The 24456-nt window shown below is 64.3% G+C and carries 16 protein-coding genes; 10 read left to right on the top strand and 6 right to left on the bottom strand.

Annotated elements, in window-relative coordinates; all coding sequences use genetic code 11:
- Window positions 1-525 precede the first annotated feature (525 nt).
- A complete protein-coding gene (locus PIN01S_RS10440; protein WP_084335602.1) occupies window positions 526-1548 on the bottom strand; it encodes an AraC family transcriptional regulator in 1023 nt (340 codons plus the stop codon).
- Between the two features lie 116 nt (window positions 1549-1664).
- Between PIN01S_RS10440 and PIN01S_RS10435 the strand changes: the two genes are divergently transcribed.
- Both PIN01S_RS10435 and PIN01S_RS10430 read left to right on the top strand, forming a co-directional pair.
- Window positions 1665-2498 (top strand): metal-dependent hydrolase, encoded by an 834-nt coding sequence (locus tag PIN01S_RS10435; protein WP_084335601.1) that lies wholly within the window; start codon window positions 1665-1667, stop codon window positions 2496-2498.
- A gap of 126 nt (window positions 2499-2624) precedes the next feature.
- A complete protein-coding gene (locus PIN01S_RS10430) occupies window positions 2625-3458 on the top strand; it encodes a metal-dependent hydrolase (protein WP_084335600.1) in 834 nt (277 codons plus the stop codon).
- Between the two features lie 309 nt (window positions 3459-3767).
- On the opposite strand, the gene PIN01S_RS10425 is transcribed toward PIN01S_RS10430, so the two are convergent.
- Window positions 3768-4709, bottom strand: coding sequence for an alpha/beta fold hydrolase (locus tag PIN01S_RS10425; protein ID WP_084335599.1), 942 nt, complete (start codon window positions 4707-4709; stop codon window positions 3768-3770).
- Between the two features lie 157 nt (window positions 4710-4866).
- Here PIN01S_RS10425 and PIN01S_RS10420 point away from each other — a divergent pair, with 157 nt between their 5' ends.
- Window positions 4867-5712: a hypothetical protein gene (locus PIN01S_RS10420; RefSeq protein WP_084335598.1), complete on the top strand. Its 846-nt coding sequence runs from the start codon at window positions 4867-4869 to the stop codon at window positions 5710-5712.
- A 249-nt stretch (window positions 5713-5961) separates the two neighbouring features.
- On the opposite strand, the gene PIN01S_RS10415 is transcribed toward PIN01S_RS10420, so the two are convergent.
- The 4 genes from PIN01S_RS10415 to PIN01S_RS10400 form a co-directional block, all read right to left on the bottom strand.
- Complete coding sequence (locus PIN01S_RS10415) at window positions 5962-8706, bottom strand: winged helix-turn-helix domain-containing protein (protein WP_244506018.1); 2745 nt, start codon at window positions 8704-8706, stop codon at window positions 5962-5964.
- 190 nt (window positions 8707-8896) lie between these two features.
- Complete coding sequence (locus PIN01S_RS10410) at window positions 8897-10264, bottom strand: DUF1329 domain-containing protein (protein ID WP_084335597.1); 1368 nt, start codon at window positions 10262-10264, stop codon at window positions 8897-8899.
- A 31-nt stretch (window positions 10265-10295) separates the two neighbouring features.
- Window positions 10296-12227, bottom strand: a complete 1932-nt coding sequence (locus tag PIN01S_RS10405) for a DUF1302 domain-containing protein (protein ID WP_084335596.1) — start codon at window positions 12225-12227, stop codon at window positions 10296-10298.
- A 229-nt stretch (window positions 12228-12456) separates the two neighbouring features.
- Window positions 12457-14139 carry a fatty acid--CoA ligase gene (locus PIN01S_RS10400; RefSeq protein ID WP_084335595.1) on the bottom strand — a complete coding sequence of 561 codons (1683 nt, stop codon included), beginning with the start codon at window positions 14137-14139 and terminating at the stop codon, window positions 12457-12459.
- Window positions 14140-14317: 178 nt separating this feature from the next.
- On the opposite strand from PIN01S_RS10400, the gene PIN01S_RS10395 reads away from it, so the two are divergent.
- From PIN01S_RS10395 to PIN01S_RS10365, 7 genes are all read left to right on the top strand, one after another.
- Window positions 14318-15493 (top strand): thiolase family protein, encoded by a 1176-nt coding sequence (locus tag PIN01S_RS10395; protein WP_084335594.1) that lies wholly within the window; start codon window positions 14318-14320, stop codon window positions 15491-15493.
- A 285-nt stretch (window positions 15494-15778) separates the two neighbouring features.
- Window positions 15779-17164, top strand: a complete 1386-nt coding sequence (locus PIN01S_RS10390; RefSeq protein WP_084335593.1) for a CSLREA domain-containing protein — start codon at window positions 15779-15781, stop codon at window positions 17162-17164.
- A 112-nt stretch (window positions 17165-17276) separates the two neighbouring features.
- On the top strand, window positions 17277-18641 hold the full coding sequence (locus PIN01S_RS10385) for a choice-of-anchor Q domain-containing protein (protein WP_169715819.1): 1365 nt from the start codon (window positions 17277-17279) through the stop codon (window positions 18639-18641).
- Between the two features lie 41 nt (window positions 18642-18682).
- Entirely contained in the window at window positions 18683-20071 is a 1389-nt protein-coding gene (locus PIN01S_RS10380) for a CSLREA domain-containing protein (protein WP_169715818.1), read from the top strand.
- Window positions 20072-20247: 176 nt separating this feature from the next.
- The gene (locus PIN01S_RS10375) at window positions 20248-21597 is read left to right on the top strand and encodes a CSLREA domain-containing protein (RefSeq protein WP_084335590.1); all 1350 of its coding nucleotides are present in this window, start codon (window positions 20248-20250) and stop codon (window positions 21595-21597) included.
- Entirely contained in the window at window positions 21594-22958 is a 1365-nt protein-coding gene (locus PIN01S_RS10370; protein ID WP_084335589.1) for a right-handed parallel beta-helix repeat-containing protein, read from the top strand. Before PIN01S_RS10375 ends, PIN01S_RS10370 begins: the two co-directional genes overlap by 4 nt.
- An 83-nt stretch (window positions 22959-23041) precedes the next feature.
- Window positions 23042-24400 (top strand): CSLREA domain-containing protein, encoded by a 1359-nt coding sequence (locus tag PIN01S_RS10365; protein WP_169715817.1) that lies wholly within the window; start codon window positions 23042-23044, stop codon window positions 24398-24400.
- Window positions 24401-24456 lie beyond the last annotated feature (56 nt).

The raw sequence follows: 24456 nt of genomic DNA, 5'->3' as shown, positions 1-24456 counted from the left end.
CACCGGCCCAGTGAAACAAAGCATTCGTGTAGCCCATAGGACATTCGCCAGCAGAGCTGGCTCCTACGCAAAGCACTGCGTGGGACTGCGGGGCTTGTGTAGGGGCGAATTCATTCGCCCAGCGATGCCGAATCGGGCGCCTGAGTAGGCCCTGCGCTCATTTGCCCCACCGACCTCCGCCCCCTCACCCTGCCCTCTCCCCAACGGGGCGAGGGTATGTGTGGGCTTGCGCCGGCCTGTAAAACGAAACCTCCGTGGGGCCACAGGACATTCGCCAGCAGAGCTGGCTCCTACGCAAAGCGCTGCGTGGGGCTGCGGGACTTGTAGGGGGCGAATTCATTCGCCCAGCGATGCCGAATCGGGCGCCTGAGTAGGCCCTGCGCTCATTTGCCCCACCGACCTCCGTCCCCTCACCCTGCCCTCTCCCCAGAGGGGCGAGGGTATGTGTGGGCTGCGCCGGCCCGGTGAAACGAAACCTTCGTGGGCCCGTATTCGCCAGCAGAGCTGGCTCCTGCAAATCCCTGACTACGATCCACCGTTCCGATAGTCGCTTGGCAGCTTGCCTGTCCATTTCTTGAAGGCTCGGCGGAAGTTGGAGGGGTCGCTGAAACCAAGCAGGAAGGCGACTTCATGCAGTGGCAGGTGGGTGGTGGTGAGGTATTGCAAGGCCAGGCGCTTGCGTACGTCGTCCAGCACTTCTTGGTAGGTGGTGCCCATGGCGGCGAGGTGGCGACGCAGGCTGCGTCCGCTGGTATGCAGGGCGCGGGCGGCGCTGTCGAGGTCGGGGAAGTCGCCGGGGCGAGCGAGCAAGAGTCGGCGGACCCGCACGAGCAGGCCGTCCTGGATGTCGAGGGTGGCCAGCAGGGCTTCGCATTGTTGCTGGCACATCTGCACAGTGGCCGGGTTGGCCAGGGCCATGGGCCGGGCGAGGTAGCTGGTGGGCAGGCTCAGCCAGTGGAAGGGCTGCTCGAAGACCGGCGCCACGCCGAAGGCCTCCACATAACGCTCGGCATAGCTCGGCGCCGGGTAGGCGAAACCGACCTCGACGCCTTGCAGCTCTTCCCCCACCAGAAAGCGCGTGATGCTGTAGAGGCTGGCCAGCAGGCTCTCGGCGGCGAAACGGCCGAGCGCACCCAGCGGCATGGTTTCGCTGGCGCGCAGTTGGACCCGGCCATTGTCGTCGACCTGCTCCAGCTCGAAGGCCAGTCCCAGCACCCGGTAGTACTTCAGGGCGAATTGCAGCGCCCTTTCCAGGTTGGCGCTGGAGAGGACGGCATAACCGAGGATGCCGTGGCTGGAAAGGTTCAACCGCGGCCCGAGGCGCAGCCCCAGGGCCGGCTCATTGCAGTGCAACAGCGCCGCGCTGGCCAGCAAATTGAAATCGATGAAGGAGAGGCGCCCGTTGGGGCTGTCCATCACCTCCGGGCGTACCCGGGCGGCGGCGAACAGAGCCTGGCGCGAAACGCCGAGCTCCTCGGCGAGGTCGAGCAGCGCGACGGCATAGGCCACCGGCACGAGTTCGGCAGAAAGGTTGAGCGGCTTGTTCATGTTGTTATCAGTCGCTTTGGCCGGATATGACTGGAAGATTGGCTGAAAATAACCTTGTCCGACAAAAATCGGCAAGCCCATAGTCAGACCTCGCCCATCAGGCTCGGGGAAAGGCCATGGCCAGCACCACACCCAAAGGTTTGGCGATTCGACCGCGCCAATTGGATTTCGATCTGCCGCAGCCCATGCCGCGCCATTGGCATGGCGGGGATGCCTTCAAGTCGCATCTGTTCGATGCGATGTCGATGCTGTTTCCGGACGGCGAACGCTTTTTCATCGATTCGGTGCGGTTGTTCCGCGACCGGATCGACGACCCGCTGCTGAAGGAACAGATCCGCGGATTCATTGGTCAGGAAGGCCATCACAGCCGTGAACATCTGGTCTACAGCCAGCGCCTGCGCGACTCCGGCTATGACGTGGATTACTTAGAGCGCGGCCTGAAGCGCCGCCTCGGCTTCATCCAGAAGCATTTCCCGGCGCGCCTGCAACTGGCGGCGACCTGCGCGGTGGAGCACCTCACGGCGATCATGGCCAATGCCTTGCTGACCGACCCACGCTGGCTGGAGGGTTCCGACCCGGCCATGACCCGCTTGTGGCGTTGGCATGCCCTGGAGGAAACCGAGCACAAGGCGGTGGCCTTCGATGTATTCCAGACCGTGTGCGGCAGCCCCTGGCTGCGGCGGCGGGCGATGCTGCAGAGCACCTTCTTTTTTACCGTCGATTCGCTGAAGGGGCTGATTCATATGCTCAAGCGCGACGGCCTGCTATGGAACTGGCGCGTGTGGCGCGATGGCCTGCGTTGGTTGTGGGGCAAGGATGGCATCTACCGACCGCTGGTGCGGGTTTACCTGGACTTCTACAAGGCGGATTTCCATCCGTGGCAGCATGACAATCTGCATCTGGTGGAGCGCTATCGCCGCGATTTCGACCCGGAGCCAGGTAGCGCCTGAGGGGCATTTCGGACCATGGAACACGTGGCCGGATATGACTGTTACATTGGCTGATGTTAACCTTTTCGCTCTTTTCTCCCTTGCCCATAGTGACCACTCGGTTTCCACCTGAAGTCAGGAGTCACTATGGCCAGCACCACCCCGGAAGGTTTGCAGATTCGTCCGCGCCATCTGGATTTCAATCTGCCCAGCCCGTTGCCGCGCCACTGGCATAGCGGCGATGCGTTCAAGACGCACCTGTTCGACGCCATGTCGGTGCTGTTTCCCGACGGCGAGCGTTTTTTCATCGACTCGGTGCGGCAGTTTCGCGACCAGATCGACGATCCGGTGCTGAAGGAGCAGATTCGCGGTTTCATCGGCCAGGAGGGCCATCACAGCCGTGAACATCTGGTGTACAGCCAGCGCCTGCGGGACCTCGGTTATCAGGTCGAACGCATGGAGCGCCGCGCCCAGGCCCGCATCCGCTATACCCAGAAGAAGCTCTCGCCCCGCCGCCAGTTGGCGGCCACCGCGGCGCTTGAGCACATCACCGCAATCATGGCCGATGCCGTGTTGAAGAACCCCGAGCCGCTACACGGGGCCCATCCGGCCATGGCCCGCCTGTGGCGCTGGCATGCGCTGGAAGAGACCGAGCACAAGGCGGTGGCGTTCGACGTGTACAACCAGGTCTGCGGCAGCCGCAAACTGCTGCGCCGGGCCATGCTGATGGGCACCTTTTTCTTCGTGCTGGATACCACGCGCGGGCTGGCGCACATGCTCGAGCGCGACGGTCTGTTGTGGAACTGGCGCGTGTGGCGCGACGGCCTCAAATGGGCCTGGGGCAAGGACGGCGTGTTCCGCCCGCTGGTACGCACCTATCTGGACTTCTTCAAAGCCGACTTCCACCCCTGGCAGCACAACAACCTCGACCTGCTGGAGCGCTTCCGCGGCGAGTTCGAGCCGCAGGCCCGGGCGGCTTGAGCGTGGTACGCCTGTAGGGCACCTCTAAAAACGTAGACGAGGCAGTCAGCACAAGGCCTCGGCGGCCCCACAAAAACAAGCGAAAAAGCGCAGTTTACGGGTTGTAAATGAGCATTTTGACTGGGCTCGCATTCGAGCTTGTTTTTAACGCAGTGATGACAACGCAGGTAGTTTTTAGAGGTGCCCTGTAGGGGTTCATTCGTTCGGTGATGCTGGTTGGGCAAATGAATTCGCCCCTACATCCGTAGCCGAATAAGCCACCGGCGCAATCCGGGAGTGCGTTGCCCCGGATTGCGCCTGCTCGTCTCCTCATTCTTGCAAGAAGCGCAGGGCGTCGGCGGCGGTGCGTTCGGGGATTTCTTCCATGGGGATATGGCCGACGCCGGCGTAGGTCTTCACCTGGATGCCGGGCAGGTCGCGTTGCCAGAGCGGCACGTGCCTGGGCGATATCCAGCGGTCGCGGTCGCCCCACATCAACAGCGTAGGCACCTGGATTTTCGCCACCCGCTCCGGCGTCGTGTGCAGCTCCTCGCGGTTCACCTTCAGCAGTACGCGGAAGATGTCCATCATCGCCCGGCGGTTGCCCGGACGGCGGGTCAGGTCATAGTAGCGGTCGATCACGCCCGGCTTGATCCGCCCCGGCTCGCCGTAGACTTCCTTGATGCCCTGGGCGATGAGCGCGCGCGGCATCCACAGCGGCATGGCCCAGGTCGCACCCGGCAGCGCGGCGGCGGCGATCATCCAGGGCACCTTGGCCATGGGGTAGCCGGCAGGGTCGATGAGCACCAGCTTGTCCACCCGCTCCGGCGCGGCGACGGCGAAGTTCCAGGCGATGTAGCCGCCCAGCGAGTTGCCGGCGATGCTGGCCTTGACGATGCCGAGGTAGTCGAGCAGCAAGCCGAAGACGCGCATCATCCGCTCGGCGGAGTAGTCGCCGTCGCGCTTCGGCCCGGTCAGGCCGAAGCCCGGCACGTCGAAGCGGATGATCCGGTAATGCGGGGCGAAGGTGCTGACCCAGCCGTCCCAGGTATGCAGGGAGGCGACCACGCCATGGATCATCACCAGCACCGGTTTGTCGCGGCTGCCTTCATCGCGGTAATGGACGTTGAAGCCATCCAGCTCGATGAAGCGCGAGCCGCTGTCCGGGCTGGCATAGCGGGCCTTCAGCCGGTCGAGCGGCAGGGAGCCGAAGCCCAGGCGGGCGAACCCGACCGCCAGCGGCGGCATCAGGGAGAGGCTTGAAGCGGACATGCAGGCACCTCGGTTTCTTGTCGTTATCCGGAGGTTTATCAGAGCATGGCCACGCTCCATTGGACGCCCAACCTAGGTAGTGCCGTACGCCCGATGGGGTGACGCCGGACGCCGCGCCGGCTACGCTGGGCCACGCCTTCGCCGGACTCCGATTGCCATGAAACCGCCCCGCCGTTCGCTCTGGCCGCTGGCCTTTTTTCTGCTCGCGTTCCTGCGCCCGCTGGCCGCCGCCGACCTGTTCTACCTCGGCCAGAAGATTCCCGACATCGACAAACCCTGGGCCAGCGGCGACTACCAGTTGCTCATCGATGCGCTGGCGAAGATCGATACGACCCAGGCCAATGCCCTGCCCCGCCGCGCCGGCGAGTTCACCGGGCCGATCTACCGGCGGATGGTGAGCGAGGAGAATTTCCGCCCGCAGCTGAACATCTACGCGCCGCTGGAACTGCGCCAGAACGAGGCGCGCGAGGTGCTGTTCCGCCTCAAGGAGTTGATGCGCCTTTACTTCGATTTCCGTGCCGCGCAGCAGCCCTACGGGGCGGAGGCGCTCGGTCTGATGACCTACTCGCTGCGCCAGCAGGCGGTGCTGTTCACCCTGACGGTGGAGTTCTGGACCACCCTGTCGCAAACCGAGCAGAGCAACCCGGTCCGCCTGCAAGGCTTGCAGGAAACCAAGGCCGCCGCGGCCATGCTGACGTCCAGCGCCCTGGATTACCTGGACCTCACCCGCCAGTTCGCCCGCCAGGATTTGGTGCTCTACGGGACCGAGCTGGGCAAGCAGTTGCCCGAGCTGTTCGTCCATCTGCGCAGCGACGTACGCCAAGAGCTGCTGGCACGCCTCACGAAGTTGGCGGAACAGCATCCTTACGCGGAGGTACGCACCAGCCTCGGCGAGACGCTCCCGGTGCTACAGGCGATCCAGGCGGACGTCGAGCAGCAACTGGCCCAGCCGCAACCGACGGGCAAGCCGGCCGCCAAGTTGGATCTTTCCGTTCCGCAGTGATTTTCCAGAGGTGCCCGCTGGGCGAATAAATTCGCCCCTACACCTGCAGGAGCGAGCTCTGCTCGCGAATCGATGGACTAGTGGCCTGTTTGGTTAATTCAGTTAGTCAATTTCGGCGCCTGAGGCCCTGATACTGCGTTGCCGCTCCTCGCCATAGCCCTGCTATGACTCGTCGCGGCGCCTTGTCTCAGAACCTCAGTCATCCGAACTTGAGTTAACCAATTAACCGCACAGGCCACTAGACAGTGCTCAGCGCAACAATCCCAATCCCTTGGCCCGCGCCACCGCCTGGGTGCGGCGCTCCACGCCGAGCTTGCTGTTGATGTGGCGGGCGTGGGTCTTGACGGTGTGCAGGGAGATGAACAAGCGCTCGCTGATTTCCTGGTTCGAGCAGCCTTGGGCGATCAAGTGCAGTACGGCCAGCTCGCGGGAGCTGAGGGATTCGGCCTGGCCGCTGGCGACGCCACTCTCCGGAAGGCTGGCGACCTCATCGTTGGGTAGACGGTGCAGCAAGGCGTCGCGCAGATCGCCTGCGGCCTTCGTCAGCAGTTGTTCGCGGAACCAGCCCGGTTGCTGTTCGAGCAGGTCATGGAAGGGCAGCAACGCACCACCGGCCGCCGCTTCCAGGCTGGCGCCGAGTTGCTGCTGCGCCTCGCGCTCGCGTCCGCCCGCACGCAGCAGCAGAGTCAGGCGTACCTGGGCGATGATCGCGAACAACTGGCCGCCCGCCGACTGCGCTCGCTGGCTGAGGCCGCGCAGACGGCGCTCGGCCTCGACCAGGCGGCCTTGCAGGCGCTCCAGGGTCGCCCGGTGCAGTTCGATGTGCAGCGGCAGTTGCGGATGGAATTCCGGTGCGGCGGCGGCCTGCTCGCCGCCGTAGGTTTCCGCCAGGCGCTCCAGCCAGGCTTCGGCCAACTCCAGTTGCCCTTGTGCCAGCCAGAGCTCGCACTTCACCAGGGTGATCATCGCCAAGTAGTAGATCGGCGGCACGTCCCAGATGTGCATGAGCCGCTCGGCCTCGGCGAGCAAGGCGAAGGCTTCAGAAATCCGTCCGCCACGCCCTTCCAGGCTGGCCAGGGCACAGAAACCGAGGAGCAGACTGATATCGCGGCATGCCCGCGCCTCGGCGATACCGGCCTGCAGGCGGATTCGCGCCTTGTCCGGCTCCAGGCGGACCGCCATCAGGTAGCCCTCGTAGAGCGTCAGGCGCGCCCGCGCCGCATACAGGCGCTGGGCCGGCAGCCCGTGCAGCCGCTCCTGTCCCTGGCGCACCTCCTCCAGGGCGCGCAGCACTTCGCCACGCGCCTGGAGCACCCGGCTGCGGTCGTAATGCGCCAGCGCCTCGAACAAGGGATTGCCGACCCGCTGGGCCAGCTCCAGGGCCTCGCGATTGAGCCCCCGGGCACGCCAGAGATCGCCCCGGACGATCGCCAGGTTGCCCAGCATCGACAGGCTCATCAGACGCTGGCCGAAGCGATCCTGCGGCAGGGCCGTCAAGGCTTCGCTACAGAATTGCTCGGCACGCTGGCTGTCGCCGCGCCCGCGGGCGATCAGGCCGCTCAGGGCCAGCCATTGCGCCAGCAGGCCACGCTGCTCGGTCTCGGTCGGCGCCGGCAGGAAGTTGGCCAGGTGGCTTGCCAGTTCCTCCGCCGCGTCCAGTTGGCAGGCCAGGCCCAGGGCCCAGCCGTACAGCAGGATCAGCCGGGGCGTGCTGGCCAGCAGGCTGTCCGGCAGGTCCATCTTCCAGCGCAGCAGCATGGCGACGTTCTGCTCGGCCAGCAGTTGTTCTTCGGAAAGGTTCTGCACCAGGCTGGCCGCCACGTCCGGCTGGCCAGCGCGCAGGGCCTGGTCGATCGCCTCGTCGAGCAGCCCCTGGGCACTGAACCAGCGGCAGGCGCGCAGGTGAATGCTGGCCCGTGGCAGGGTCAGGCGGTTGTCCGGCCGCGCCCGCAGCAGGTCGGTGAACAGGTGGTGGTAACGGAACCAATGGCCATGTTCGTCCAGCGGCACCAGAAACACTTGGTGCGCCTGCAGGTGCTGGAGGATGGCGGCACTGTCGTGGGCCTCGCGCACCGCATCGCAGAGCCCGGCACAGAAGCGCTCCAGGCAGGCCGTCTCGTAAAGGAAGGCTTGCACGTCGGCCGGCTGGCGTTCGATCACTTCCTCGAGCAGGTAATCGCGGATCAACCCCTCGGCGCCGTGCAGCGCGCGGTCGAGGCCTTCGGCGCTTTCCGACTCGGCGGCCAGCAGCCACAGGCGCAACCCCGCCACCCAACCCTCGCTGCGCTGGACCAGGCTCTCCAGCGCCGCTTCATTGAAGCGCGCCCCCTGGTTACCGAGCAGCGCGGCCACTTCGTCGCGGGTCAGGCGCAGGTCCTGTTCGTTGAGTTCGAGCAACTGCCGCTGGAGGCGCAGCCGGGCCAGGTGCCAGTCCGGCCGCTGGCGACTGGTGACCAGCACGACCAGGCCGTCGGGCAGGTGGTTGAGGAAGAATTGCAGGCAGCGGTCGAGCACCGGCCCCTGGGCTAGGTGGTAGTCGTCCAGCACGAGCAACAGCGGGGCCGCGGGGTCGAGCCGTTCTGCCAGTTCGTCGAGCAGCCCGTCCAGCCACTCCTCGAAGGCGAACGGCTGGTGGCGCTGGCGCATCTTCAACAGACCCAGCGCCTCGTCGCCCAGGCCGGGGAAGAACTGACGAAGCCCATCGAGCATGCGCTCGAGGAAACGTCCCGGGTCGCTGTCGCGCCGGCTGAGGCCGAGCCAGAGGCTGCGCCAATCGTCCGGCAGGTGCTGGCAGAATTCGATGGCCAGGGAGCTCTTGCCGAACCCGGCCGGCGCGCTGACCAGCAGCAGGCGCCCGCCCAGCCCGGCGGCGAGCCGCTCGCACAGCCGCTCGCGCCGCACGTGCCCCGATGGCAGCGGCGGACGGAAGAAGCGTCCTTCGGCGGGCGATGGCGCGGGTGAAAGCGCGGACGTACCTGACTGGAAAGGCATCATTCAGCGAATCGGTGTCTCGGAAAACTGAACGTTCCGCAGCCTAGCCGCTAACCCGTGGCATTTGAAGCCTTAAAAGCAGATTGCCGCCATGCGTGATGAGCGGCCTGCGCTTCCGTTGATCCACGGCAAGAATTCGCGGCCATGAAAAAGCCGGCCCGAGGGCCGGCTCTTTCCGTTCAGCGAAGCGCGATCAGCGTACGCCTGCCTGACGCAGGGCAGCCGGGGTGTAGTCGCTTTCCGCGGCGGTGTAGTTGAAGTCGTAGGCCTGTTTCTCCTCGTTCTTCATACCCAGCGCCAGGTAGCGGCCGGACAGCAGGTCATAGAGGGCTTCCAGGGTGTACCACGGCACTTGCTTGTCGTAGTAGTACTGGGAATGCGCCTCGGCGACGCGCCACAGGGTGCCGCGGCCGTCGTAGTGGTCGATGGCGGAGGCTTGCCAGGTGTCTTCGTCGATGAAGAAGTCACGCTTGGCGTAGATGTGGCGCTCGCCCGATTTCAGGGTTGCGGTCACGTGCCAGACGCGGTGCAGCTCGTAGCGCGACAGGTCCTGGTTGATGTGGCCGGCCTTGATCACATCGGCGTACTTCAGGCTCGGGGAGTCGAGCTTGTAGCTGTTGTACGGGATGTAGATTTCCTTCTTGCCGTTCAGCTTCCAGTCGTAGCGGTCCGGCGCACCGTTGTACATGTCGAAGTTATCCGAGGTACGCAGACCGTCCGCAGCGGTACCCGGACCGTCGTAGGACACCTGCGGCGCGCGGCGGACACGACGCTGACCGGCGTTGTACAGCCAGGCCAGGCGCGGCTCCTTCACCTGGTTCAGGGTTTCGTGCACCAGCAGCACGTTACCGGCCAGACGCGACGGTGCGGTTACCCGCTGCTTGAAGTAGAACAGCACGTTGCTCGGCTTGTTCGGGTCGTAGTCCTTCAGCTTGTCGCGGAAGGTGAACTCGTCCTGGAAGTACACCAGGTTGTAGGAACCGTTCGCCTGCGGGGTCGCCTGGGTCACCAGACGGCGCACGCTGCCGCCGCGGTAGCGGGTGATGTGGTTCCAGATCACTTCCAGACCGTTCTGCGGAATCGGGAATGGGTTGGCGGTGCGGAAGTTCTCTAGGCCGTTACCGCCCTCCACCAGCTTGGTGTTGGTGGCGTTGTACTGGGTGGCTTCGAGCACATTGGCCGGCAGCGTGGCGGAGCGATGGGTCGGGTAGACCGGCATCTTGTAGCTGTCCGGATAGCGCTTGAACATCGCCTGCTGGCCGGGGGTCAGCTTGTCCTTGTACTGCTCCATGTTCTGCGCGGTGATGGTGAACAGCGGCTGCTCGTTGGCGAAGGGGTCCGCCAGGAACCCCTTGGCATCCACGGCACCGGCGTTCTGCGGCAGGCCGCCGGTCCACTCGGGAATGGAACCATCGGCATTGCCCGCCTTCTCCGCCCCCACCGGCGTCAGGCTGGCGCCCAGCTTGGCCGCTTCGTCGGCAGAAACCGCCGCCATGACGCTGGTAGCCAACAGGGACAGCGCCAGGGCACCGGTTTGCAACAGACTTTTTGTTGTTTTCATTTGCATAGTCTTCCTCGATTGTCCTGTCCGCTTAGAAGTTCACGCCGAAGCTGAGGGCGACGAAGTCGCGGTCGCTAACGGTGCTGTATTTGCCACCGAAGAAGTCGGTGTAGGACAGGCTGGCGGTGTAAGTGTTCTGGTACTCGGCATCCAGACCGAGACTGATGGCCTTGCGGCCTTCCTCGAAGTTGGCGCCCGGGCCCGGAGAGTAGCCCTTCACGTCATGCGACCAAGCGATGCTCGGCTTGAGGTTCACGCCGGCGAAGGCATCGTTGTAATCCCAGATGGCACGGGCGCGATAGCCCCAGGAGTCAGTGGTGGTGAAGCCTTCGTCTTCGCAGTATTTGCTGACGTTTTCGGCGGTTGCACTGCCGAGGGTGCCTGCGTTCAAAGCTTGGCAAGACGCCACACCACCGATGGTGCCTGGGAGAGGACCGGGGCCGAACACCGGGTCACGGCCATAACGGACCTTGCTGCTGCTTTCCAGCCCACCCACATGGGTCCAACCGATTTCACCCACCAGAGTCAGACGGCTAGCCCCCATGACTTGATCGATGAAGTGAGTGAAGGTTGTTTGCAGCTGGGTAATCTCTTTACGGCGATAGCCATGCTGATCCTGACCGGCCAGTCCTTCGAGAAGGGAAGCGTTGTCATAGGGGCGAGCGAAGCCGAACAGAGTGATGGGGTCCAAGCCGGAATAAAGGATATCGGTAGTATTCAACTGCACCGGTGCATTCGGCCGATAGCTGATTTCACCGCTCCACGCAGTACCTGTCGGCAACGTAGTGGAGAAGCTCAAGCCATAAAGGCGGATATCTTCCGGATATTCAACGAAATAGCTGGAGTTACCCGCTGTGGCCGCAGCAGCCAGTCGAGCGGCAGTAGAGGCTCCGAGAATAGGCGCCACGGCAGTTGCGATAGAGTTGATTGCATTAACCGCATCAACCGACGCCCCCGATCCGCTGAAGATCGGCAGTCGGCTGTGGTAGTTCATGAAATAGGCGCCGAACTCGGTGTCCAGTTGCTCCGCGAAATAACGGAAGGCAACACCGAACTGTCCGTCATCACGAGCATCGCGGTCCGGACCACGTTTTACTACAAGCCCCTCTCCCCACGGAGACTCGGTAACTCCAAAGCCAGCCGGGCCTAAAACGCTGTTGATCAAGGCGATGGACGACGGATCGTTAGTCAACACAGCCAAGTTCATGTCACACCCGTCTGCGATGACATCGGGCTGAGAAAAGAACGTGCCGCAGTTATCCACGACGGTCTGGTCCCACTCAAGCTGGTAGAAAGCCTCAACCGACAAATTATCGGTCAGGCTCTGGGACACATAGAACATGTTGACAGGGATCAGGCCTTCCTTGACCTCGGCGCCAGGACGGCGGAATGCGGAAACATCGACCGGGTTGATGGAGTTGATGCCGCCCTGGATGAATGTGCTTTCCCCCCAGCTCACTACCTGCTTGCCCAGACGTACCGAGCCCGGCATGTCGGCAATGGCATAGTTGTGGTAGATGAACGCATCGAGCAATTGCGCACCAGAAGCCTTGGCACCTTCCTTACGGTTGCTGTCGTCGATGTCCTTGAACAGACGGCTTTCGTCCTTCAGTTCGAAGTCGTACCAGTACTTACCGCGAACGAACACGCCGGTATCGCCGTACTTCAGCTCGAGGTCGTGGATGCCTTTGAAGATTTTCGAGAAGGTTTCGCCCTTCTTGAAATTCAGGTGGGAATCATCTGAGGTCTGGGACAACCCATCGCCGCCATTATTGCTGCCGATCAGGTCTGGATCGCCGTTGCGCAACGCCCAACTGGCCCCAACCGACAACGAAGAGTCGAATTGCCCTTCGATTTCCCCGATGTTGAAGGTCACGCCGAATGCCGGAGCGGCGAGGGTAGATGCGAGGCTGACGGCCAGCGGCAGTCTTGCCAGGCGCCAGAGCGGTTTTGTTGTTGTCATCGACGCTACTCCATGTGTTTTTTGTTATGGATGGTGCGGACTATAGCCAGGGGGTGGTGCCGCTTGATCCCTCGAAAGTGTGATTTACGGCACCCAGGCACTCTGGCTCGCAGGTTTTCAGCGGATTAGCCCGATCCGCGAAGAGCCAGTGATGGCCCGGAGGCAGCAATAAGCAAGCCAACGCTTGTTTGACTGATGGGTCACTCCCCCGGACCACGTTTCATCGCTGTTACAGCGTAGACAGGAATGGGCTGCCTGCCTCCTGCCACTGGGCTATATCCACGCGAATGCGTTTCTTGTCGAGCTTGCCGACACTGGTCTTGGGAATTTCGGTAACAACCGCGATCTGGGTGGGAATCGCCCACTTGTTGATGTGCCCCTGCTCGACAAAGGGTTTGAGGTGCTCCTTCAGGCCCTTTGCATCCAGCACCTGCCCTTCGCGGACGACCAACAGGGCGAACGGCCGCTCGCCCCACTGCGGATCGGGCACGCCGACCACCGCGACCTCGCGCACCGCCGGGTGGCGGCTGATGAGATCCTCCAGTTCCAGCGAGGAAATCCACTCGCCACCGGTCTTGATCACATCCTTGATGCGGTCGCGAATTTCGACGAAGCCCATGCTGTCCAGCGTGGCCACGTCACCGGTGTGCAGCCAGCCGTGCTCCCACAACTCCTCGCTCTTCTGCGGTTCGCGGAAGTAGCCCTGGGTCAGCCAGGGCGCGCGCAACACCAGCTCGCCCTGGGACTCGCCGTCAGCCGGCAGGAAGCGCCCTTCGCTGCCCATGATCGCCGCCTCGACCAGCGGTACCGGCACGCCGGCCTTGATCCGGTAGCTGGTGCGCTCGTTCTCGCTGCCGGCGCGCAACTGTTCATTGAGGTAGGCACACGAGATCAGCGGGCAGGTTTCCGACATGCCATAGGCCGCGGTGAGCTGGATGCCCTTGGCCTGCGCCGCCTCGTAGAGCGCGCGGTTCAGCGCGCTGCCGCCGATGATCATCTTCAAGCCGCCGAAGTCGTGGCCCTGGGCGTTGGGGGCGTTCATCAGCATTTGCAGGATGGTCGGGACGCAGTGGGAGAAGGTCACCTTCTCTTCCTGGATCAGACGGCAGAGCATGTCCGGCTCGTAGCGGCCGGGATAGACCTGCTTCACACCGAGCATGGTGGCCACGTAGGGCACGCCCCAGGCATGCACGTGGAACATCGGGGTGATCGGCATGTAGACGTCGTCGGTGCCCATCAGGCGGATGCTGTCGAGAGCGCCGATGGTGCTGGCCATGGCCAGGGTGTGCAGGACCAGTTGCCGATGGGTGAAGTACACGCCCTTCGGGTTGCCGGTGGTGCCGGTGGTATAGAAGGTGGTGGCCACCGAGTTCTCGTCGAACTCGGCGAAGTCGTAGCGCGGGCTGGCGGCGGCCAGCAGGGTTTCGTACTCGCCCGCCAGGTTGGGCAGGTCGGCGGTCTTGGCGTCGCCGTCGGTCAGCAAGAGGGTCTTTTCCACCGTGGTCAGTTGGCCGGCGATGGCGTTGTAGAGCGGAACGAATTCGCTGTTGACCAACACCAGCCGGTCTTCCGCGTGGTTCATGGTGTAGAGGATCTGGTCCGGCGAGAGGCGGATGTTGATGGTGTGCAGCACCGCACCGATCATCGGGATGGCGAACATGCATTCGAGATAGCGGTGGCTGTCCCAGTCCATCACCGCCACGGTGTCGCCGGCCTTCACGCCGGCCTCGCTAAGCACGTTGGCCAGCCGTGCGACGCGCTCGTTGAAGGTGGCGTAGCTGTAGCGCAGTTTGTCGCGGTAGACGATTTCCCGGGTTTTCTCGTAGCGGCTGCCGGAGAGCAGCAGGCTCTTGATCAACAGCGGGTACTGGTAGGCGTTTTCTGCTGGCGGAATGACACGGGTCTGCAACATGGAAGGCACCTGCACGCATGCTTGTAGTTTTTCGACAGGCCTGCACTCTAGGCCCCCTCGCCCGTGTGGAAATCAGCCCAAAGAATGATTTGGGTCGTGACTCTTTTTGCATTTCCGGTCACAGGATAGAATCTTGGCCATCGACCGGTTCCGGTCATCATCACCAGAGGAAATTTCGATGTCAGAAATCGTCATCGTCAGCGGTGCGCGTACGCCCATGGGCGGTTTCCAGGGCAGCCTGTCCGCGGTTTCCGCCGTGGACCTGGGCGCCACCGCCATTCGCGAAGCCGTGGCCCGTGCCGGCATCCAGCCGGGCGACGTGCAGGAAGTGATCATGGGTTGCGTGCTGCCCGCCGGTCTCAAGCAGGGCCCGGCCCGCCAGGCCGCGCTGAATGCCGGCCTGCCCGCCGCTACGGGTTGCACCACCATCAACAAGCTGTGCGGCTCCGGCATGAAGGCCGTGATGCTGGCCCATGACCTGCTCAAGGCCGGGACCAACAGCGTGATGATCGCCGGCGGCATGGAGAGCATGTCCAATGCGCCCTACGTGCTGGAGAAGGCCCGCAGCGGCCTGCGCATGGGGCATGGCGAGATCAAGGACCACATGTTCCTCGATGGCCTGGAAGATGCCCGCAGCGGCCGCCTGATGGGCTCCTTCGCCCAGGAGACCGCCGACCGGTACGGCCTCACCCGCGAAGACATGGACGCCTATGCCATCGAGTCGCTGAAGCGCGCCCAGGCGGCCATCGCCGACGGCTCCCTGGCAGCCGAGATCGTGCCGGTCACGGTGGTCACCCGGAAGGGTGAGGTCACGGTGAAGGACGACGAGCAGCCGCTGACCGCCAACCCGGAGAAGATTCCCGGGCTGAAACCGGCGTTCCGCAAGGACGGCACCATCACCGCCGCCAACGCCAGCTCGATTTCCGATGGCGCTTCGGCCCTGATCCTGATGACTGCCGAGGAAGCCGCCCGCCGTGGCCTGAAGCCGCTGGCGCGGATCGTCGGCCATGCCACCCAGAGCCAGGACCCAAGCGAATTCACCCTGGCCCCGATTGGCGCCATGAGCAACCTGTTCAAGAAAACCGGCTGGTCCAAGGACGACGTGGACCTGTTCGAGATCAACGAAGCCTTCGCCATGGTCACCATGCTGGCGATGCGCGAGCACGGTCTCGACCACGCCAAGGTCAACGTCTTCGGCGGCGCCTGCGCCCAGGGCCACCCGGTCGGCTCCACCGGCTCGCGGATCATCCTCACCCTGATCAACGCCCTGCAGAAGAAGGGCGGCAAGCGCGGCGTGGCCTCGCTGTGCATCGGCGGCGGGGAAGCCACTGCCGTGGCCGTCGAGCTGCTGTAAGCCTCAGGATTGTGCTCCCCCGCCCGGGGAGCACACACCCTTTCCTCTTCTCCCGACTGGCAAGCACAACGCCAGCAGCCTTTCGTCCGCGCTTGCGCGGCATGCGGAACCCGACCGCTGAGTCGGAGTCCACCTCAACATGATCTCTGCTGGATCATTCCTTGCGCGGAAGCAAGGCCGTCTCCGTGCAGGCGCAGTGCAGGAACGCACCGCCTGCAAGCCCTGGTGCAAACACCGGCGTGCCCTCAGCTCGGGCCGCCCGTGGCACGTTCAAAGGAGCCGAACATGCACCGCGCCGCTTTTCTCACCCGAGGATTGCCCTCTGCCCTGCTCATGTTGGTCAGCACGACCGTGCTGGCCAACAACAAGCTGCTGGTCACCGTCACCGATGACGCATTCGATGGTCTCTGCGACGTTCATTGCTCGCTACGCGACGCCGTGGAAACCGCCAACCGGACGCCCGGTACCGACCACATCCTGCTACCGGCCGGCGAATACGTGCTTGACCTGCCCGCGCCGGAAGACGAGCGAGGCGTCCCCTACGACGAGGACGACAACCTCAACGGCGACCTGGATGTCCGTGACGAGCTGGTCATCCAGGGCCGGGGCGACCAGCGCAGCCGCATCCTCGGCGGCAACGACCGGCTGTTCGAAGTCCTGCCCGGCGCCCAACTGACCCTGCTGAGACTCGGCCTGGAACAGGGCAACACCGCCTACAACGGCGGAGCGATGGAAAACCACGGCCAGTTGCTCCTGCGCCAGGTACGGGTACAGGGCAACAAGGCCAGTACGCAGAACCCGGCGCTCACCCCGCTGCCACCCGAGGACGGTTACCGTTTCGGCCAGGGTGGCGGCATCGCCAACTACGGCACGCTGGAGATATACGCCTCCAGCTTCCAGGAAAACCGCTCCGAAGGCTTCTACTGGGACAACAACCTCGGCCGGGGTGGCGCCATCTTCAACCAGGGCGGCAACCTGCTGGTGCGCGACAGTGTCTTCGAGCGCAACCTGGTCACCGACCAGGCCGACAACGGCTCGGGTGGCGCGATCTACAACGGCGGCCAGGCGGATATCGCACGCAGCCTGTTCGTCGCCAACAGCGGCGCCGAGCAGTCCCGTGGCGGAGCGATCGCCAACGAAGCCGGCGGCGTTCTCAAACTGACCAACAGCACCTTCAGCGGCAACTATTCCGGCGCTCTCAGCAACGGCTATCCCGCCAACCCGGAAGATGCCCTGCCCTCGGCCACGCTGATCAACGTCACCATCACCCGCTCGCTGGGCTACGGCCTGTACAACTGGGGCGACCTGCGGATACGCAACAGCCTGATCGCCGGCAACCTCGATCCCTACGAAGAAGGCGTGGCGCTCGACTGCCGCAACATCGGCGTGTTCCGCTACCGCGCCATCGGCCTGTTGCTGAGCAGCCAGACGAGCAATTGCAGCGCAGACCTCTATATCGACGTCGGCCAGACCTTCACCCACCTGCTGGAGCCTTTGGCCGACAACGGCGGCCTGTCCCGAACCCACGCCCTGCGCCCCGGCGGCCTGGCCATCGACAGCGGCATCGGCTCCTGTACCACGCATGACCAGCGACGCCTGCCTCGCCCGCAGGACGGCAACGGCGATGGCGTGGCGGTGTGCGACCTCGGCGCCTATGAACGGCAACCCTGATCCGGGTAGGAGGAAATATCCCGAGTGAGCCCAACGACGGCCCCTGGGCCGGGAGCCGTCATCTCCCGCGGAAGCAATGCCTTGTCCGCCTCAGTGTCAGAAGGAAACGACAATGCACGTCACACAGCTACCCTCCCGTCTCGCCCTACCCTGCGCCCTTGCCGGCGTCACGCTGTTGCCCCTCGGCGCCCATGCCCTGGACCTGACCGTCACCACCACAAGCGATCAGTTCGATGGCCTCTGCGATGCCCATTGCTCCCTCCGCGATGCGGTGCAAACCATCAACCTGACCGTCGGCAGCCACCGCATCCTCCTGCCGACCGGCACCTACACCCTGACCTTGCCGCCCGCGCAGGACGAAAACGGCGCGAGCGTCGATGACGACGACAACCTCAACGGCGACCTCGACCTGCGCGGCCGAGTGAGCCTGGTGGGTCGGGGCGCCGGAACCACGTTCATTGACGCGGCGCGCCTGGACCGGGTGTTCGAGGTCATGACCGGCGCGGCGCTGGAACTCGACCGGGTCACCCTGCGCAACGGCTTATCGAGCCAGGGGGGCGGAGCCATCGAGAATCATGGGGTAACCACCGTGCGCCGCTCGCGGGTCGAGACGAGCCACAGCCAGAGCGAGGGCCAGGCAAGCCCCGGCGGTGGCATCGCCAACTTCGGCCACTTGAACCTCTACACCTCGACGATCACCGGCAACGGCGTCAGCGGCGCCTCCAACGCCCACGGCGCCGGCCTGTACAACGCCGGCACCCTGTTCATGCGCGACAGCACCCTCAGCGAGAACCGGGGCGTCGACGACAGCCAGATCGCCATGGGCGGAGGTCTCTACAACACCGGATACGCCGACATCGCGCGCAGCAGCTTCATCCGCAACAGCATCACCGGCAGCGGCGGCGCCATCACCAACACTCATGTCATCACCCTGAGCAACAGCACCCTGAGCGGCAACAGCAGCCTCGGTACCTATGCCGCGATCAGCAATGGGGCGATCGCCGGAACCCAAGGCCCGTGGCCCGAAGCCACGCTGGTCCATGTCACCCTCGCCGACAACACGGGCGGCGGCCTGTTCAACCGGGGCCGGATACTGCTGCGCAACAGCCTGATCGCCGGCAACCGGGACGCGGAGGGGCGGATGAACAATTGCCAGGCCGAAGTCACCGACTATCCCCTGTACCGCTACCGAGGCCTGATGGTGGGTATCGACGAAGGCAACGATGAAGGTACCTGCCCTTTCGATCTGTTCTTCGAGGACGTACTGACCTTCACCCGACTGCTCCATCCATTGGCCGACAACAACGGCGTCACCCAGACCCACGGCCTGCGCCGGGGCAGCCCGGCGGTGGATGCCGTCCTGCCCGGCACCTGCAGCGTCAGCCACGACCAGCGTGGCCTGACCCGTCCGCGCGACGGCAACAACGATGGAGGTGCGCGATGCGATGTCGGCGCTTTCGAGCGCGCCGCCTACTGAACCGCCCGATCACGGTCCGAAACCAGCAAAGGAACCGCACCATGCACGCTCATCGCTCAGCCGCCCTCACCCTCCTGCCCCTGGCCGCTCTCGGCGCCACCCTGGCCACCCCCGTCACCGCCCTGGCTCGCGACTTCCAGGTCACCACCACCCGCGATCTGTACGACGGTCTCTGCAATGCCCATTGCTCCCTGCGCGATGCCGTGGATACCGCCAACCACGAACCGGGCCCGCATCGCATCTTCCTGCCGGCCGGGACCTATACCTTCAGCCTGCCGGCTCCGACCAGCCAAGACGGCGAAATCCTCGACGAGGACAATAACCTCAACGGTGACCTGGACATTGGCACTACGCTCAGCGTGATCGGCGCCGGGGCTGAAACGACCATCATCGATGCCGCCCGCCTGGACCGGGTCTTCGAAGTCCTTGCCGGTGCCGAACTGACACTGCAACACCTGACAGTGCGCAACGGTCATTCGAACAACGGCGGAGGCGGAGGTATCCAGAATCATGGCGTGACGACCACTCGCCACGTTGTGATCGAGAAAAATGGCTCCGAAAACCCAGGCGTGGTTAGCCCAGGCGGCGGCGTGGCCAACTTCGGCCGGTTCAATCTGTACAGTTCCGTCGTCAGGGAAAACGGCTGTGGCGGCATGTCCAATGCCCATGGGGGCGGCATCTTCAATGCCGATGGCGGAACCCTGGCCGTGCGCGACAGTACCATCATCGACAACAGCGTCGGTGACGAAGCCGAGACGGCCGCGGGCGGGGGAATCTACAACATCGGCACTGCGGATATCGCCCGCAGCGCCTTCATCAGCAATAACGCACAAAAAGGCGGCGGAGGCGCCATCAGCAACCTCGGCACGCTGATGCTGAGCAACAGCACCCTCAGCGAAAACGTCACCTACGACCCCAGCTATGAAGGAAGAGGCAACGGCGCCTTCATCAACGGCCGCCCCAGCCCGACGATGACAGCCGTGCCAGAGGCCACGCTGGTCCATGTCACCATTGCCAACAACATCGGCGGTGGCGTGCGCAACTACGGCAGGCTGGTCCTGCGTAACGGCCTGATCGCCGGCAACTTCGACAGCTCCCATGACGACCCACCGCTGCCGGGTAAAAACTGCATCAATCTGGAAGGCGCGACCTTCCTGGTACGTGGCCTGCTGCTCGGTACCGGGGAGGGCAATTGCACGGCCGAGCAGTACATCGACAACGCCCTGACCTTCTCCAAGGTGCTGCTGCCGCTGGCAGACAACAACGGCATCACCCAGACCCACGGCCTGCGCCAGGGCAGCCCGGCGCTGGATGCCGCCATCGGTTCCTGCAGCAACCATGACCAACGCGGCCTGACCCGCCCGCGCGACGGCGATGGAGACGGGGTGGCGGTCTGCGACCTCGGCGCCTTCGAGCGCGCGCGCCCTTGACAGGCCGGACGAAGCGACGAACGGCTGTATAACCGTACCGGGCGCCGGAACCTCAGTGCTGAAAGCCGGTCAATGCAGCGTGAACCGAGCGGCATCGCCGATGGCAAAACGCCGCTCGCTTTCGTTGCGGAAGCAGCGCCGTGTCCGCTCAGACCCACGTGTCACAAGGAGCCGACATGCGCACTTCCCGCCTCCCCATGGCCAGCTTTCTGCTCGGCCTCGCTTGCGTTGTTCCCGTTGCCGAAGCCCGCGACCTGAAGGTCACCACCACTGCCGACGAATACGACGGCGTTTGCAACACGCATTGCTCGCTGCGTGACGCAGTCCAGGCAGCCGTCACCGCGAACCAGCCACGCATCATCCTCGGCGCGGGTACCTACACCCTCAGCCTGCCACCGGAGCATGACGAGGAAGGCGCCATCCTCGACGAAGACGAAAACCTCAACGGCGACCTCGACATCAGGGGATACGTCCGGGTTATCGGCGCCGGCATAGACCAGACAATCATCGACGGCGGCGGCATCGACCGGATCTTCGAAGTGCTCGCCGGCAGCACACTGGCGCTGGAGCGTCTGCGCCTGACCAAGGGCCGCACCAGCTTCCACGGCGGTGCCCTCGAAAACCATGGCGCAGCGTCGCTGAACCAGGTGGCGGTCAGCGGCAACACGGCCTCGTCCGGCTTCGAGATCGGCCATGGCGGCGGCCTGGCCAACTTCGGCGACATGACCATCGTCCGCTCGCGCATCGAGGACAACTACGCCGGCGGCAGCGAATCCTCCCTGGGCGAAGGCGGAGGCCTGTACAACGAAGGCAACCTGCTGATCCGCGACAGCCTGTTCCTGCGCAACCAGGGCAGCGACGACAACGACGTCGGCATCGGCGGTGGGCTGATCAACAAGGGGACGGCGGATATCGCCCGCACCGCTTTCGTCAACAATGGCGTACGGGCAAACGGCAGCGGCGCGGCCATCGCCAACACCGATGGCGGTTACCTGAAGCTGAGCAACAGCACCCTGAGCGGAAATTCCTCCGGCGAATATGGCGGCGCCGCGCTGAACAACGGCCAGCGCTACCCGGCTACCGACGCCAAGCCGGTGGCGCACCTCGTCCATGTCACCATCGCCGGCAACCAAGGCTACGGCCTGGCCAACCACGGCGACGTCCTCATCCGTAACAGCGTCATCTCCGGCAACGTCGGCCTCTTCGAGGATACGGAGCCGATGAATTGCTACAACGAAGACACCTACACCTACCGAGCGATAGGCCTGCTGCTGGGTACCGGGCCCGGCAACTGCACCGGCAGCCAGACCATCGCCAATGAAGCGACGTTCACCACCCACCTGTTCCCGCTGGAAGAAAACAACGGCACCCTGGTCCACCCGCTGCGCCGGCAAAGCCTGGCCATCGACCGGGCCATCGGTTCCTGCAGCAGCCATGACCAGCGCCGCCTGACCCGCCCGCGCGACGGCGATGGCGACGGCCAGGCCGTCTGCGACCTCGGTGCTTTCGAGAGGGCACGGCCATGACCCTCCTGCACTCCATCGCGGCGCAAGCCGCCCTCGTCAGCTTCTGCCTCCTCGGCCTGCCACAGGCCGCCGCTGCCCTGGAAACCCTGCGGGTGAGCAAGGCCGGCGACAGCCTCGACGGCGCCTGCGACGCCGATTGTTCGCTGCGTGAGGCGGTGGTCCTGGCCAACGAACTGCCCGGCCGGCAGCGCATCCTGTTGCCGGCCGGCACCTATACCCTCACCCTGCCCACCGAGCGGGGCGATCCGGAGCACGACGAGCAAGAAGTCCGGTTCGACGAAGACGACAACCAAAACGGCGACCTGGATATCCACGGAGAACTGGACATTATCGGCGCCGGCCTGGACCAGACGGTGATCGATGGCACCGGCAATGACCGCATCATGGAAATCTTCGCCGACTCGACGGTCACGATGCGTGGACTGACCCTCCGCAACGGTTACAGCTCGTTCTACGGTGGCGGCATCGCCAACGAGGGTGACCTCACACTCCGCCATGTCCGCCTTGAACATAACAGCTACTACCATCCCTGGGGCGGTGGGCGGAAACAGGGGGGAGGCATCGCCAACGACGGAACGCTGCGTGTCTACTACGGCCAATTCGACGGCAACACCGCCAGCGGTGGCGACAGTAATGAAGGATTTGGGGGAGCCATCTACAACACCGGTATCTTGCTGGTACGCGACAGTCTTTTTCGCCGCAATCACGCACGCAACGACGATGACTCTTCCGGCGAAGGCGGCGCCATCAACAACGCGGGCCACGCCGATATCGCGCGTAGCAGTTTTGTTCAGAACTACGCCGGCTATGGCGGTGCACTGGCCAACGGCGGCTATCTGAAGATGAGCAACAGCACCCTCACCGACAACTCGAGTGCCTGGCTGTCCCGCAACGGCATCGTGCAGAACGGTGGCACGCGAGCCGGAGGCGTGGGGCCGATGTATCTGATCCACGTCACCATCGCCGGTAACCGGAACTATGGTCTGGTCAACAATGGCGATCTGGTGATCCGCAACAGCCTCATCAGCGGTAACTACCACGACGACGAAGCCACCTATTACAACTGCGAAAACCGGGGTCGCTACAAGGCCATCGGACTATTGCTTGGAACCGGCCCCGGCGACTGCATGGGTGACTACTTCGTCGAAAACGAAGCCACCTTTACCCAGGTGCTCTTCCCGCTCGCCGACAACGGCGGCCTCACCCCCACCTTCGCTTTGCGCCCCGGCAGCCCGGCGCTGGATGCTGCCATCGGCTCGTGCAGCGACCACGACCAGCGCTGGGTCCCCCGGCCGCAGGACGGCGATGGCGACGGCGTAGCGATCTGCGACCTGGGCGCCTACGAGGCCGCCGCGCCCTGAACGGATCCCCGAATCGATGGACCTCACCCGGACGGGCTGGTAATCCCGGCCCACCCTCACGCCAGAAGGAAATGGAGTCGACCATGAAACAGCCCTGCCCCCACCCGCTCCGCCGGATCGCCTTGCCGGCCCTGTTGTGCGCCCCGCTGAGCGCCTTCGCCCTGGACATCACCGTGACCAAGACCACCGACAGCTATGACGGCGACTGCAACGCCGACTGCTCGCTGCGCGAAGCGGTGGTGCTGGCCAACGCCACGCCCGGCCCCGACCGCATCCTGCTCGGCGCCGGCACCTATAGCTTCAGCCTGCCGGCGCCACGCGGCGACGATGGCGACATCTACGACGAGGACGACAACGTCAACGGCGATCTCGATGTCAGCGACAGCCTGACTATCTACGGTATTTCCCCCGAACAGACGATCATCGACGCCGGCCGCCTCGACCGTCATTTCGAAGTGCTGGCCGGCGCGACGCTGGGCCTCGAACAACTGACCCTGCGCAACGGCCTGCACAGCTATGACGGCGGGTCGATCGCCAACCACGGCAGCGTCACCCTGAAACGCACACGGCTGGAGCAGAACCGGGCGTTCAACTGGTATTACCAAGGCCGGGGCGGCGGCATCGCCAACTACGGTTCCCTGGCCGTGTACTACACGGAATTCGTCGGCAACACCGCCGATTTCGGCGATACCACCAATGCCCACGGTGGCGCCATCTACAGTGAGGGCAACCTGATCGTGCGCGACAGCGCCTTCCGCAATAACAGGGCCAGTGGCGACGACGTACTCGGCAGCGGCGGCGCGGTGCATAACATCGGCACGGCGGACATCGCCCGGGCCGTGTTCGTCGGTAACTACAGCGACGGCCGTGGCGCCGCCATCACCAACGAGAACAACGGCGTGCTCAAGCTGACCAATGCCACCCTCAGCGGCAACACCGCCAGTTGGTACGGGCCTACCGGCATCATCAACAACGGCGCCAGCTATCCGGGCACGCCGGGCATACCCGACCTGACGTTGATCAACGTCACCATTGCCGAGAACCAGGGTTACGGCCTGGAGAACTTCGGCAAGGTGCTGATCCGCAACAGCCTGATCGTCGACAACCGCGATGAATATGGCGAACTCAGCCTGAACTGCCGCAATGGCGGCAGCGCCTATAGCTACCAGGCACGCGGGCTGCTCCTGGGTATCGATGGCAACAACTGCACGGCGGATATCCAGGTCCCGGATGCCGAGGTGCTGACCAAGGTGATCTACCCGCTGGCCGATAACAACTCGACCCTGCAAACCCACGCCCTGCGCCGCGGCAGCCCGGCGGTGGACACCGGCGTCGGCTCCTGCACCAGCCACGACCAACGCGGCTCCCGCCGCCCACGGGATGGCGACGGTGATGGCATCGAAGTCTGCGATCTGGGGGCCTATGAGCGGCCGAAGTATTGAGTCCGTTCTGGTCAGCAGATCAGCTGTGGGGCGGATTCATCGCGAATGAATTCGCT

The organism is Pseudomonas indica NBRC 103045 (assembly GCF_002091635.1).
Taxonomy (GTDB): Bacteria; Pseudomonadota; Gammaproteobacteria; order Pseudomonadales; family Pseudomonadaceae; genus Pseudomonas_M; species Pseudomonas_M indica.
Note: the sequence above shows the minus strand (reverse complement) of the source record. Positions and strands in the feature narration are given on the sequence as shown.

Excerpts from the sequence above, each read along its gene's own strand:
- PIN01S_RS10400 (WP_084335595.1), bottom strand. The coding sequence starts at position 14,139 with ATGTTGCAGACCCGTGTCATTCCGCCAGCAGAAAACGCCTACCAGTAC.
- PIN01S_RS10385 (WP_169715819.1), top strand. The coding sequence starts at position 17,277 with ATGCACGTCACACAGCTACCCTCCCGTCTCGCCCTACCCTGCGCCCTT.
- PIN01S_RS10370 (WP_084335589.1), top strand. The coding sequence starts at position 21,594 with ATGACCCTCCTGCACTCCATCGCGGCGCAAGCCGCCCTCGTCAGCTTC.
- PIN01S_RS10420 (WP_084335598.1), top strand. The coding sequence starts at position 4,867 with ATGAAACCGCCCCGCCGTTCGCTCTGGCCGCTGGCCTTTTTTCTGCTC.
- PIN01S_RS10390 (WP_084335593.1), top strand. The coding sequence starts at position 15,779 with ATGCACCGCGCCGCTTTTCTCACCCGAGGATTGCCCTCTGCCCTGCTC.
- PIN01S_RS10435 (WP_084335601.1), top strand. The coding sequence starts at position 1,665 with ATGGCCAGCACCACACCCAAAGGTTTGGCGATTCGACCGCGCCAATTG.
- PIN01S_RS10375 (WP_084335590.1), top strand. The coding sequence starts at position 20,248 with ATGCGCACTTCCCGCCTCCCCATGGCCAGCTTTCTGCTCGGCCTCGCT.
- PIN01S_RS10440 (WP_084335602.1), bottom strand. The coding sequence starts at position 1,548 with ATGAACAAGCCGCTCAACCTTTCTGCCGAACTCGTGCCGGTGGCCTAT.
- PIN01S_RS10415 (WP_244506018.1), bottom strand. The coding sequence starts at position 8,706 with ATGATGCCTTTCCAGTCAGGTACGTCCGCGCTTTCACCCGCGCCATCG.
- PIN01S_RS10365 (WP_169715817.1), top strand. The coding sequence starts at position 23,042 with ATGAAACAGCCCTGCCCCCACCCGCTCCGCCGGATCGCCTTGCCGGCC.
- PIN01S_RS10410 (WP_084335597.1), bottom strand. The coding sequence starts at position 10,264 with ATGAAAACAACAAAAAGTCTGTTGCAAACCGGTGCCCTGGCGCTGTCC.
- PIN01S_RS10405 (WP_084335596.1), bottom strand. The coding sequence starts at position 12,227 with ATGACAACAACAAAACCGCTCTGGCGCCTGGCAAGACTGCCGCTGGCC.
- PIN01S_RS10380 (WP_169715818.1), top strand. The coding sequence starts at position 18,683 with ATGCACGCTCATCGCTCAGCCGCCCTCACCCTCCTGCCCCTGGCCGCT.
- PIN01S_RS10395 (WP_084335594.1), top strand. The coding sequence starts at position 14,318 with ATGTCAGAAATCGTCATCGTCAGCGGTGCGCGTACGCCCATGGGCGGT.
- PIN01S_RS10425 (WP_084335599.1), bottom strand. The coding sequence starts at position 4,709 with ATGTCCGCTTCAAGCCTCTCCCTGATGCCGCCGCTGGCGGTCGGGTTC.
- PIN01S_RS10430 (WP_084335600.1), top strand. The coding sequence starts at position 2,625 with ATGGCCAGCACCACCCCGGAAGGTTTGCAGATTCGTCCGCGCCATCTG.